The organism is Oscillatoria sp. FACHB-1407, from assembly GCF_014697545.1.
Lineage (GTDB): Bacteria > Cyanobacteriota > Cyanobacteriia > Elainellales > Elainellaceae > FACHB-1407.
Genome location: NZ_JACJSA010000003.1, coordinates 14,130 through 25,605 on the forward strand (window position 1 = coordinate 14,130; position 11,476 = coordinate 25,605).

Below are 11,476 nucleotides of genomic sequence, written 5' to 3' on the forward strand. Positions count from 1 at the left end.
CTCTTGTAGCTCTGACTTTAGTCGCCAAAATGCTGCTTTTGAGACAACCTCTTATCCTTTAGCCTTCATCCTTTATCCTTTAGCCTTCATCCTTCATCCTTTATCCTTTTTCTCTCTTCTCCCTTTCCTTATCTTCTCTGTTCAGGAGATAGTTCTGCCGTCCGCACTGAGAGTTGTTGGGTGCGATCGCCCCGTCTGATGGTGAGTCGCAGAGCTTGCCCCAACTGGCTACGCTCAACGGTGTCCTGCAATTGCTCGGCAGTGGTGACAGCCCGATTATCAATCTGGGTAATCACGTCCCCGCGTCGCAGTCCCCCTTGGGCGGCGGGTGAGTTGGGAACAACGCCCACTACCAGCACTCCGTTGACTTCAGGCAGAATGACCGTTGCGTTCGGGTCGTCGTTGTTTTCTTTGGCGAGTTCTGGAGTCAATGTGGCGATTTGCACACCCAGATAGGGATGCACAATCTGTTCGCCCCGCGCGAGACGGGCGGTGATTTCCTTGGCTTGATTCACAGGAATTGCAAACCCAATCCCCATGGCGTTGGCACGAATCGCGGTATTGATACCAATCACCTCACCCTGGGCGTTGAGCAAGGGTCCGCCTGAGTTTCCGGGGTTGATCGCTGCATCGGTTTGAATGAATTCAACCCGCTTGTCAGGAATCCCTACGAGAGAACTGGGGCGGTTGAGGGTGCTGACGATGCCCAGAGTAACGGTATTGTCGAGTCCCAGGGGATTACCCACCGCGATCGCCCAATCTCCCACCTGGACTTGATCAGAATCGCCCAGAGGTGCAGTTGGTAGATCAGTTGCGTTAATTTTGACCACTGCCAAATCGGTGACTTCGTCGGCTCCCCGCACTTCGCCTTCAAATTGGCGACCATCTTTGAGCCTCACCGTGACGCGATCGGCATTATCCACAACGTGAGCATTGGTCAACACAATGCCATCGCCGCTGACGATGAACCCTGACCCCTGACCCCGCAGACGCTCTTCATAAGGTCCCTGGGGAAATACATCATCCCCAAAGAAGCGGCGGAAAAAGGGGTCATTGAAGAAGGGATCGGGGTTGCGGGTAATAGTCCGTTCAGTGTCAATCCGAACGACGGCTGCCCCGACTCGGTTGACGGCGGCGGCCACAAAACTAGTCGTGCTGCTGGTTGCGGCTGGAGCCTGTGCAATCAGTTGATCAGACATGGCTGAAGTCGATACATCAGCCAAAACAGATGTTAATGGGGCATGAGGCAACGCTGACAGGTGATTGAACACTGGCAGAGCTACTGCCCATGCGGGTGACACGTGAACTGGACTGAATGCCAAAACCAGTCCCAGAAGAATCGCAAAGATACGAGTCATCATGTGGTGTAACGGCGTAACGAGGTTTTGCTTTAAATTTTACCTACTGAATAAGCGTCTTGTCAGAGTTGCTGTGTAGGGTCATGACATCCTTAGTAATGTTTAGGACTCATGCAAAATTTAAGTTTAGAATGAGAGGCGATGGGTTAATTCTTCTTCAGCAAAGGTCGGAGGGAAAAGGCTTTTGAGCATATGCCCCCACCTTGTCTGAAATGAATCCCTAACGTCCTTCATTTTTTAGCTTCATGGCAACCTCCGAACTCCCGCTGCCTTCTGCTCATAGCCATTCCGATCCCAGTCATGCTGACCATAGCCACACCCATGGCGAAGATGCAGTCCATCCCCATGTGCATAGTGAAGAGTCGCTGCGCCAGATTATTAATCGTCTGTCACGAATTGAAGGACATATTCGAGGCATCAAAACCATGGTGCAAGAGAGCCGTCCCTGCCCGGATGTGTTGGTGCAGGTTGCCGCTGTGCGGGGCGCACTCGATCGCGTCGCTCGCATTATTTTGGACGAACACCTGACTGAATGCGTTGCCCGTGCAGCGAAAGAGGGTAATATTCAAACCGAAATCGCAGAACTGAAATCAGCCCTCGATCGGTTTTTGCATTAACTAACCAATAGGCGTAAAGACTTGGGCGTTGCTTAAGCTGGATATGCCACATAACCATTGATTTCACGGCAGGGATGTTTCACGAAACGCCCTTGCCTAATTTTTTGTGCGATCGCCTCCATCTGCCATGGTTTATTCTTTCTCTCCTATTCCCACGATCTGCTGAATCTGGCTGACAACATCTTGATAAGACGCATCTGTAAGAACGGCTTGAGCCTTTGCATTCGTGAAGCTGGTCGGTAGCTCAATCCAGGATTTGCAGCCCCCGTAATCAGAATGATAGGGAACCGTCAGGGGAGTTTCCAGGGCGTGAACCCGCAGTAATAACCCATACAACGGTTGTTGGGGCTTCCATCGCAGGCGATCGCTTACCCACGCCTCATTCCAAATGTGAAACGGCAGGAGGGCTTGCACAGCTGCCTCCTGTTGAATGGGGAGAACATGGGTGATCTCTGCCCAGGATGTCAACACGACCTGCTCTGGATGCCACCCAGACGGAACGGGTTGTACCTGCTGGTCGTAGGGCGATTTCAACAAATTGGGCTGCTGATGTTCATAGGTGGGATAAAGCCACACCTGATGATGGGCGACGGTGAACCGTCCCCGCTCCTCTCGGATACCGCCTTTTCGGAGCAACAAAATCGTTTTGCCCTGGGTCAATGCCTCTACTGCGATCGCCCATTCTTTGAGGGCAGCATTCATACTCAACCTCCCGCTACATATCCTCCGGAAACCAGATACCTATCTATGAAGTAATGATATGTATAGATAAATAATGATGAAATTATCCAGTAACATGAGCCGCTTCTGTGAAGAAGCAGGTTAAATGTTCCTACAGTTCACAAGAGGTACATCCGGTGAAACGCAACATCATAGCTACCGATAATTTAATCTCTCAAGAATTACAAAAAACCCTAAATCAGATTGCCGCTCAGGCTGCCGATCGCAAAGACGAATTGATGGATCTATTGGGCAACGAGCAACCGGGTAAGAGCCATCTGGTTGAGACAGATTATGGACAGTGCATTTGGTGGGAAGGCTGCTATTACTGTCAGGATGACAACAAGCAGTGGCACCGAGTGAAGTGCTTTAGATAATTAGGATAAGGGCTAAAGGATGAAGGATGAAGGGAATGTCTTTCATCCTTTAGCTTTCATCCTTTAGCGTTGCCTGCTACACCCCCTAATCGGCGATCGATTGCTCAGGCGCGATCGCCTGCTTACGATGCTTCAACCGCTTGTAGCCATAGGCAATTCCTGCAATCACCAACAGGTAAGGGCTATACACCATTAACCAGATGCCAAGTTGCAGCAGATCAACCGTTAACTCCCTCAGAGATTGCGTCGAGCGTTGCCAGGTTTCACCAAGCTGAGTTCCGACCGTGCGGTCGGGTGAATTTGAGGCGATCGCTCCTTCCAAATTGAGGTTAATGGTTGAGTAAGCGACTCGATTTTGCAGATCTTTGAGTTGGGCGTCGATTTGTTCAATGGAGTTTCGCACGTTGCTCAATTCCTGCGCCACCTTTAGCACATCGCCCACACTGCCCGATCGCTCCATGATGTCGAGCAGCATCTCCTCTGTTTTTTGCAGATTGCGCAGCCGTGCCTGAAAATCTACGAGTTGATTGGAGACATCTTCAGCCATGATGGATTGGCGTTGTACGGTACCCAACCCTGCCAGCGCGTTTAATGTTGCTTCTAGCTTCTCTTGCGGCACTCGCAGTTGCATGTAAGCATTTTGACGACTATCGGTGGGTGAGTTGTCCTGTAAACCCAGGACATCGCCCCGTTGCTGAGCAGCGATCGCCGTAGCTGCATCAATGCTCTTTTCCACGGAGTCAACTGCGATCGACAGTTCAGCCGTTTTAATCAATTGGGGGAGCGATCGTGGCACCTCAGTTGCAGCTGCTACAACGGAATTATCAACCGGAGCATCAGCCGCAGCCGGAGCCGCTTCACCCACGGTCTGCTGTTGCACACTTGACCCCGACTCGGACATCGGCACAGGAGCACCACAACTACTTAAAACCAACCCTCCAAGCAGGGCAGTGAACACTAACGCAGGTTGAAATCGAATGGGATGAGCACGATTCATGACAGAAACTCCACAAGCTCTTGTTGTAGTATGGCCGCCTGATCTAACCACACCCAGACAGTTACAATTTACGCAACAGTTTTCTGTCAAGCGTTATGACTATTTGTAATGGGCGCAATTTTTGACTCCACTGGCACTTATCGCTACACCCTCTGGCGCGAGTGGGGCAATTCTCCCAAAGTGGTGTTCGTCATGCTCAATCCCAGTACTGCCGATGCAGACCGCAACGACCCTACCATTCGACGTTGTATTGGGTTGGCTCAAATGTGGGGTTTTGGGGCGTTAGAAGTGGTGAATTTATTTGCCTATTGCGCGACGCATCCGACGGAACTGCGGCAGGCAACTGACCCGATTGGAGTTGAGAACGATCGCTATCTATTACAGGCGGTGCAGCGGAGCGATCGCACCATTTTGGCATGGGGTAACTGGGGTTCTCTACATCAACGCGATCGCTGCGTCTTGGATTTGTTAGCGCAACACACGCCGCTTTATTGTCTGGGTATGAACCAGTCGGGGCAACCACGCCATCCCCTGTATGTGAAACGGAATGTAGCGTTAATTCCAATTAGCGTCAGGGTTTGAGCCATTGCCTTTGCCTTAAGCTTTCTAAGTACAACTCGTCGTAAATAAGGGTGGGAATTCGGGGTGCAGGGGTGGAACCCCTGGCTGGCCCACACCCCCCTGGTTTTATTTCCAAACCCTATCTGTGATCACAGTACTAAGGATTGTGAATTTAATAAATCCGCAAACTGTACGGGCGGGTTTAGCAGGCCCATCTGTGCTCTGTTATAGATTTGACAGCAAAACCCGCCCCTACCAAATATCGAACTTATTTAATTTCCATTCCTAACCAAAGCTATAAAACCTTGGTTACTCCAAAAATGTAAAGCTTTGTAAATCTTTTGCATAAGTTCTGGGGGGACGCCTGACAGCTTTTTAGCGATGACGAGTGCTCAGGCAGGAAGGCAAATGGATTAAATCAAACTTAAATCCAAATCCCAATATGAATTTGATTTCAAATTAAGATAGATAGCCTTTGAAAATAGAGGAGCCAAAAAATCTGTAAAGCTAACTAAAATACTTGAATTTAATTGGCGTTAACTAGTAATTCTTAAAGCACAAATGCAAATAATCTACTAATAGTTTGATTAGTAAATGTTTGTAGTTGCTTTAATTCAAAAATAATGAATCTAGATGAGTGCTTAAGCCTAAGAATCTTTTAAGACAAAGGCTTAAGCACTTATTTTGTTTGAATCAATGATAGTTTTAGTTTGATTTAATTCCAGAACTGGTGGTCAGTAAATTGAATAAAAGAACCTTTTAAGTTAGGAAGTAAGCTATTAGATAATCACCCAAAAAGGTGAGCTAATTGGGTGAAGGCTTAAGCAAAAATCGACCGTAAATTAAAAATATAGAGTTCACGAGTTGAGATTGATTTGGAGCCAAATATTGAAGCCCAAAACACAATTGAATGCTAAAGGCGATCGCTCATGCCCTCCGCAATCCCTTCTAGCCGATCAATTGATTCACTCTTCTTGATTTGCTAGCCAAATCAATCTCACCTGAATTCATTGCTGACTCACACGGTTGGGGAAATGCAACTGGATATGCCCCTTAAGTGCAACTCCCTTGCTGACCCCAACCCCTTAATTCCACATCAGGAGAACCCCCACCATGAAAGCTGTCTATTCTCACTCTGGTCAATCATCTGCATTGTTATCTGACTCAACAGCGAACACTTTGAATCACACAATTGCAGGTTGGTTTCGCCGAGTAGCTCAATGGTTGGCTCCTCAACTTCCTGCTCCTCGCATATACCAGCATATGGATCGTTCAGGTCAAATCTATTGGTCTGGCTTCAACCCAAATACTGGCTTATCAATTCGTTGGGTTTCTGAGGCAGAGATTCGAGTTTGGCTAGAGCAGCAATATCGCTAATTCGTTGTGTTCTGTTTATCTGATGAACTTCGCTTCAACTTCACCGATTTCCTTTACTTCAAGTCACTAATTTACAAATTTGAGAGGTAATGATGACTATTTCAGCAATTAAGCGACTCAATTCTAAACCTGCTAATGATAGTTTTGCCGATATGAATGATTCTGTTGAATCCGTTAACTCTCTACAAAAAGGTCGCTTAGAAGCGAGATGGGAGATCGAAAATGGCAAGTTGGTTTGTAAGTGGATGGTAGTGTAGCTCCAACGTATCTCAAACACTTTCATTCGCTTTCATCTTTCAGTGTGCTGATGCTAGGCGATCGCTCCTGGGTGTCTCCAATCCAGTAACTCAACGGCGATCGCCTTTTCTTCTGATTTTAGTGATAGCAACCGAAGGGTTGGTTCGACGGGGTGCAAGGGGTGGAATTCCTGGCTGAGGCTGTGCCCTACATTCCCCTGTCTCAACTATTTCGACAGTTGCTATAGAACGTACGTGGAACAAGCATTTAGAACATTTATGCAGACTAATTCTTACAATACGGTTAACAACCTTCCGACTCAAACAGGTATTTCTAAAGCACTCCGAAATGCACTCGATAATCGTCGCAATCGCTTTGATTCTTTTGTCATTAATCTCACGAGCCGCAGTAGTTTTAATGCAGTGTTAAGTGGACTCGGCAAAGTCGCAAACGTTGATCTGGAACTCCGAAATAGTAGAGGGGCGATCGTGGCTGCGTCTCGTCGTCCCGGCAAGAAGAATGAATCCATCCAAGTGGCAGATCTAGAAGCTGGAACCTACTTTTTGCGAACCGTGCTCAAAAAGGGACAAAGCACCCGATATCAGTTGAGCTTTACCAGCACTCCGCTGCCTATTCCTGTTACTAATCCCGTCCCACAGCCACCCCCGATCCCTGCTGATCTGGCAGGTAACACGCCCGCTACAGCACGGCAAATTGGGGTGAGTTCTACTCCCAGTGTTTTCAGTGATTATGTAGGACCAGAAGACACGGCTGATTTTTATCGGTTTACGGTGGGTGAACCCGGTTCCCCCAGTAGTCGTGTCAGTTTCTCTATTCAGGGAGATGGTCAGGTTATTCCAGGTATGTTTACCATTCGAGATAGCCTCAATGCCATTGTTAAACGGCTTTATCCGGGACAGGGTGAAACGACGTTTAATGATGTGTTGGCATCGGGGACTTATTACATTCAAGTAGAACCAACCTTCAAAGGTGGCAACTATAACCTGACGGTTGCGGCAAACTCGATTCCTGATTTTGCAGGCAACACCTCAAATACAGCACGGGCGATCGCTCTTAGCCCGACTCCTACAACAATTTCCGAGTTTGCCGGAACGGGTGATCTGATTGACTTTTATAGCTTTACGGTCACTCAACCTACCCGCTTCAACATGAGTGTTGTCGGAGTAAATGGCACGCTGTTTGGGGGTGGCATTGACGTCAAACTCCGCAGCAGTACTCTAAATCAAATTCGGCACGTGTATGAGATTGATGGTGGTGGTGTTGACATTACTAACCAATTGCTGGCACCCGGAACCTATTACATTGACATTGCACCCTTCTCCGTGAGTTCGGGAGATGCCGAATATAGTTTGACCTTTTCGGGCACCCCTGCCTGATCCAATTCTCAATGGTTGTCATCATGTTTTTTATTCATCCTGAACATCGTTCGCTGTCATTCTGGGGCAAAGCGCATCCCAAGAAACCCGTACTGCATCTGGGCAGTCACGGTGCAGCGGTGATTGAGCTACAAAAGCTGTTGTTGCGATGGCAATTGTTCTCAGACTATCCGGAGAGCACTTGCCAGGTTGATCGGGCAACCGTCTTGACGGGACACTTTGATGAAACGGTGAGGATGGCAGTGGAATCGTTTCAAGCCGCGATGTTTCTCGTGCCTAATGGGATTGTCGATCCGCTGACGTGGCAGGTGTTGTATGCAGGAATGCCGATTCACATGCCTGTGTTGCGCTTGGGCAGCAGTGGGGCAGCGGTGAAGGTATTGCAGCGATCGCTCCTGGACACGGGAGATGCACTCTACAGCACGTCTGTGGATGGTGTGTTTAGCTCAGCGACGGAGTGGGCAGTGCGCCACTTTCAACGGCGGGCCAGTTTGCCTGTGGATGGCGTGTTTGGGCTGACCAATTGGTGTACGTTGAGTCGTGCCCTGGCAGCATTAACGCAAGATCTGTTGCCCTCTATTCGCGGAATTGACCTGAGCGAGGTCTGGCAGGTGTTGTCTGAGCAAATCTGCAATCCATCGTTGGAACGTGCCATTCTCAAAGCGGTGGGAAAGCTGGATGGTTCTGCCCGCTATTACTACAACCGAGTTGATCTCAACCGGGATAGCCGCCTGGAAATTGTGGTGCATGTTGTTAGCCCTTGCCTGAAGGGAGTTGGGGGTTACCCAATTTTGGTGTTTCAACCCGATGATGCGGGTTATCAGTTGGTGTCTGATCTCGGTTTGGGTGTTGCGCCTGTCATTGTGACGGAGCAAATGACTGGCGGTTGGAGTGATCTGGTGATACTGTCCAGGAATGAAACAGGGTCAGATTACTGGTTTGCTCGGTTTGATGGCACTCGATATATCGGTGGCTCCTCCGGTGGTCAGTCGTTTACGGTTCCCAGGGGCGGTGCGATCGCTGGAACTGCCTTTATTGCCGATGCTTGCAACCCTTACTCTGGCATCCCATTTTCTACTTGAAACACCATGCAGAAAACAATCGATATTCGAGAAGCAAGCCCTGGAGCCGATGCATTAATTGCCGCTCACTTTTATCGTCTGTGGCAAGACAATGCGATTCCTGGCGAGTGCATCTATCCCAATTGGTTAGACCTGACGTTGAAGTTTATCGATCGCGCCCGTCGAGAACTGAGCTTCAAAGCATTTGTGGCAGAAGTGGATGGTCAAATTGTCGGATCTGCCAGTTGCCAACTGTTTGAGGGGCTATATCCACAAATTTTGACCCCACAAGCCCGCCAATATGGCTACATCTGGGGTGTATATGTAGAACCGCCCTACCGTAGACAGGGGATTGCTCAGCAGTTGACTAAAGAGGCGATCGCCCACCTCAAGAGCCTGGGCTGTACTCGTGCCATTCTCCATGCGTCGCCATCGGGGAAATCTGTGTACGAACACCTTGGCTTTTCAACCAGTAACGAAATGCGCTTAGATCTGGTGTAAGGCTCTGCACACCCACTCGCTGTATGGACATTCTGGACATTCTAAAGACCGATTACCGCAACTTTCCCGATCATCAGACCTACAGCATCTATGCGCCGGATGTGTATTTCAAAGATCCGATGAACGAGTTTCGAGGGTGCGATCGCTATCAGCGCATGATCCAGTTCATCAAAACCTGGTTTCGCAATCCTCAACTTGACTTGCATGACATCCAGCGCACAGGCGACTCGATCCGCACCGATTGGACTCTGAGTTGGACAACGCCCCTCCCCTGGCAACCTCGAATTGCGATCGCCGGTTGGAGCGAGTTGCAACTCAACAGCGATGGCTTGATCGTCTCCCATATCGACTACTGGAAGTGCTCAAAGCTGGATGTTTTGAAGCAGCATGTTGGGATTAAGGTAGAGGGGGTAGGGAATGGGGAGTAGGGAGTGGGAAGTGAGGGAGTAGAGGAGGAGATTGTAAAGCCGTAAAGCTCCTCCAGAATCAGGGCTATGTAAATCAAAGTGTGTCTGTTACCGTTCCCATCCCCCGCACATCAATGGCGAGATACCTTCCAGAGTCCACTTCAGTGGACTAAAAACCCCTCTTAGTCTGCTAAAGCAGACTTCATCCTATGAGCCCGCACTTTAGTCGCGGGTGGGTTAGAGCGAAGACAGGATGGGGTTTTACACAAAATTCTGGACACACCCTTCAGGCTACACCCACCCTCATCCTTTATCCTTCATCCTTTATCCTTCATCCTTTATCCTTTATCCTTCATCCTTTATCCTTCATCCTTCATCCTTCATCCTTCATCCTTTATCCTTCATCCTTTATCCTTCATCCTTTATCCTTCATCCTTTATCCTTCATCCTTTATCCTTCATCCTTCATCCTTTATCCCTTTTCTTCCCTCTTCCTTTTTCTTTCTTCCCTCTTCTCCCGTTCCTCCTTTAAAGTAAAAGAATGTAAACTCGTCTCAGATTGGTATTCATGCGCGTAATTTTGATGACTGGTAAAGGCGGAGTCGGCAAAACCTCAGTAGCAGCCGCCACGGGATTACGCTGCGCTGAGCTAGGCTATCGCACCCTTGTGTTAAGCACTGACCCTGCCCACTCTCTAGCAGATAGCTTTGACTTAGAACTAGGGCATGACCCCAAGCAGGTGCGCCCAAATCTCTGGGGAGCAGAATTAGACGCTCTGATGGAGCTAGAGGGTAACTGGGGTGCAGTGAAGCGATACATCACGCAGGTGTTGCAAGCGCGGGGATTAGAGGGTGTCGAAGCGGAAGAACTCGCTATTTTGCCGGGAATGGATGAGATTTTTAGCCTGGTGCGGATGAAGCGGCACTATGACGAGGGTGAGTTTGATGTGTTGATTATCGACTCTGCCCCCACTGGAACCGCTTTACGGTTGCTGAGTTTGCCAGAAGTTGCAGGTTGGTACATGCGTCGCTTTTACAAGCCGTTGCAAGCCGTGTCAGCCGCACTTAGACCGCTGGTAGAACCCCTCTTTCGCCCGATCGCCGGATTTTCGTTGCCTGACAAACAGGTGATGGATGCGCCCTACGAGTTCTATGAGCAGATTGAGGCTCTGGAAAAAGTGCTCACTGACAACACGCAAACCTCGGTGCGGCTCGTCACCAATCCCGAAAAGATGGTGATTAAGGAGTCCCTACGGGCGCACGCCTATCTCAGCCTCTATAACGTGGCAACCGACATGGTGGTTGCCAATCGCATCATTCCTGACCAGGTGACAGATCCCTTCTTTCAACGGTGGAAGGAGAATCAACAGCAATATCGCAACGAGATCCACGAAAACTTCCGTCCGTTGCCCGTGAAAGAGGTGCCGCTGTACTCAGAAGAGATGTGTGGTCTTGCAGCCCTGGAGCGACTCAAGGAAACGCTCTATGGCGATGAAGATCCCGCTCAGGTGTACTACAAGGAAACCACCCTGCGAGTTGTGCAGACGGACAACCAATACAGTCTGGAGGTCTATTTGCCAGGAATTCCCAAAAACAAGGTGGAATTGAGCAAATCCGGCGATGAGTTGAACATTCGGATTGGCAACCATCGTCGCAACCTGGTGTTGCCCCAGGCGTTAGCCGCCTTACAACCTGCTGGAGCCAAGATGGAGGAGGATTATCTCAAGATCCGTTTTGCAGCGGTAGCATAGCTTTGGGTTGTTGAATTCATACAGGTCTAAAGGGGCGAAGCATTGGCAGGCAATGCTATCGAACAGCGTTGCTGATTTTAGGGATGAATGAGTTGCGAGTAATACCGATCTGAGTAA

Annotated in this window: 12 protein-coding genes; 9 read left to right on the plus strand and 3 right to left on the minus strand. The window is 49.1% G+C overall.

The window, feature by feature from the left end:
* Window positions 1–128: 128 nt before the first annotated feature.
* Entirely contained in the window at window positions 129–1,361 is a 1,233-nt protein-coding gene (locus H6G89_RS06025) for an HhoA/HhoB/HtrA family serine endopeptidase (RefSeq protein ID WP_190504410.1), read from the minus strand.
* 242 nt (window positions 1,362–1,603) lie between these two features.
* On the opposite strand from H6G89_RS06025, the gene H6G89_RS06030 reads away from it, so the two are divergent.
* Window positions 1,604–1,975: a metal-sensing transcriptional repressor gene (locus H6G89_RS06030; protein ID WP_190504411.1), complete on the plus strand. Its 372-nt coding sequence runs from the start codon at window positions 1,604–1,606 to the stop codon at window positions 1,973–1,975.
* 132 nt (window positions 1,976–2,107) lie between these two features.
* Here H6G89_RS06030 and H6G89_RS06035 read toward each other — a convergent pair whose 3' ends face one another.
* Window positions 2,108–2,677 (minus strand): DUF1802 family protein, encoded by a 570-nt coding sequence (locus H6G89_RS06035; RefSeq protein ID WP_190504412.1) that lies wholly within the window; start codon window positions 2,675–2,677, stop codon window positions 2,108–2,110.
* Between the two features lie 155 nt (window positions 2,678–2,832).
* Between H6G89_RS06035 and H6G89_RS06040 the strand changes: the two genes are divergently transcribed.
* Entirely contained in the window at window positions 2,833–3,072 is a 240-nt protein-coding gene (locus tag H6G89_RS06040) for a hypothetical protein (protein ID WP_190504413.1), read from the plus strand.
* An 85-nt stretch (window positions 3,073–3,157) separates the two neighbouring features.
* Here the strand turns inward: H6G89_RS06040 and H6G89_RS06045 are convergent, their stop codons facing one another.
* Window positions 3,158–4,069 carry a DUF4349 domain-containing protein gene (locus tag H6G89_RS06045; protein WP_190504414.1) on the minus strand — a complete coding sequence of 304 codons (912 nt, stop codon included), beginning with the start codon at window positions 4,067–4,069 and terminating at the stop codon, window positions 3,158–3,160.
* Between the two features lie 108 nt (window positions 4,070–4,177).
* On the opposite strand from H6G89_RS06045, the gene H6G89_RS06050 reads away from it, so the two are divergent.
* The 7 genes from H6G89_RS06050 to H6G89_RS06080 all read left to right on the plus strand — a co-directional run bounded on the left by H6G89_RS06050 (window position 4,178) and on the right by H6G89_RS06080 (window position 11,359).
* Entirely contained in the window at window positions 4,178–4,651 is a 474-nt protein-coding gene (locus H6G89_RS06050) for a DUF1643 domain-containing protein (protein WP_190504415.1), read from the plus strand.
* A gap of 1,092 nt (window positions 4,652–5,743) precedes the next feature.
* Window positions 5,744–6,007, plus strand: coding sequence for a hypothetical protein (locus H6G89_RS06055; RefSeq protein WP_190504416.1), 264 nt, complete (start codon window positions 5,744–5,746; stop codon window positions 6,005–6,007).
* A 515-nt stretch (window positions 6,008–6,522) separates the two neighbouring features.
* A complete protein-coding gene (locus tag H6G89_RS06060) occupies window positions 6,523–7,641 on the plus strand; it encodes a hypothetical protein (protein ID WP_190504417.1) in 1,119 nt (372 codons plus the stop codon).
* 23 nt (window positions 7,642–7,664) lie between these two features.
* Window positions 7,665–8,723, plus strand: a complete 1,059-nt coding sequence (locus tag H6G89_RS06065; protein ID WP_190504418.1) for a peptidoglycan-binding domain-containing protein — start codon at window positions 7,665–7,667, stop codon at window positions 8,721–8,723.
* Window positions 8,724–8,729: 6 nt separating this feature from the next.
* Window positions 8,730–9,203, plus strand: a complete 474-nt coding sequence (locus tag H6G89_RS06070) for a GNAT family N-acetyltransferase (protein WP_190504419.1) — start codon at window positions 8,730–8,732, stop codon at window positions 9,201–9,203.
* Between the two features lie 23 nt (window positions 9,204–9,226).
* Entirely contained in the window at window positions 9,227–9,631 is a 405-nt protein-coding gene (locus H6G89_RS06075) for a DUF2358 domain-containing protein (protein ID WP_190504420.1), read from the plus strand.
* 546 nt (window positions 9,632–10,177) lie between these two features.
* Entirely contained in the window at window positions 10,178–11,359 is a 1,182-nt protein-coding gene (locus tag H6G89_RS06080) for a TRC40/GET3/ArsA family transport-energizing ATPase (protein WP_190504421.1), read from the plus strand.
* Window positions 11,360–11,476 lie beyond the last annotated feature (117 nt).

Excerpts from the sequence above, each read along its gene's own strand:
- H6G89_RS06025 (WP_190504410.1), bottom strand. The coding sequence starts at position 1,361 with ATGATGACTCGTATCTTTGCGATTCTTCTGGGACTGGTTTTGGCATTC.
- H6G89_RS06030 (WP_190504411.1), top strand. The coding sequence starts at position 1,604 with ATGGCAACCTCCGAACTCCCGCTGCCTTCTGCTCATAGCCATTCCGAT.
- H6G89_RS06035 (WP_190504412.1), bottom strand. The coding sequence starts at position 2,677 with ATGAATGCTGCCCTCAAAGAATGGGCGATCGCAGTAGAGGCATTGACC.
- H6G89_RS06045 (WP_190504414.1), bottom strand. The coding sequence starts at position 4,069 with ATGAATCGTGCTCATCCCATTCGATTTCAACCTGCGTTAGTGTTCACT.
- H6G89_RS06050 (WP_190504415.1), top strand. The coding sequence starts at position 4,178 with ATGGGCGCAATTTTTGACTCCACTGGCACTTATCGCTACACCCTCTGG.
- H6G89_RS06055 (WP_190504416.1), top strand. The coding sequence starts at position 5,744 with ATGAAAGCTGTCTATTCTCACTCTGGTCAATCATCTGCATTGTTATCT.
- H6G89_RS06060 (WP_190504417.1), top strand. The coding sequence starts at position 6,523 with ATGCAGACTAATTCTTACAATACGGTTAACAACCTTCCGACTCAAACA.
- H6G89_RS06065 (WP_190504418.1), top strand. The coding sequence starts at position 7,665 with ATGTTTTTTATTCATCCTGAACATCGTTCGCTGTCATTCTGGGGCAAA.
- H6G89_RS06070 (WP_190504419.1), top strand. The coding sequence starts at position 8,730 with ATGCAGAAAACAATCGATATTCGAGAAGCAAGCCCTGGAGCCGATGCA.
- H6G89_RS06075 (WP_190504420.1), top strand. The coding sequence starts at position 9,227 with ATGGACATTCTGGACATTCTAAAGACCGATTACCGCAACTTTCCCGAT.
- H6G89_RS06080 (WP_190504421.1), top strand. The coding sequence starts at position 10,178 with ATGCGCGTAATTTTGATGACTGGTAAAGGCGGAGTCGGCAAAACCTCA.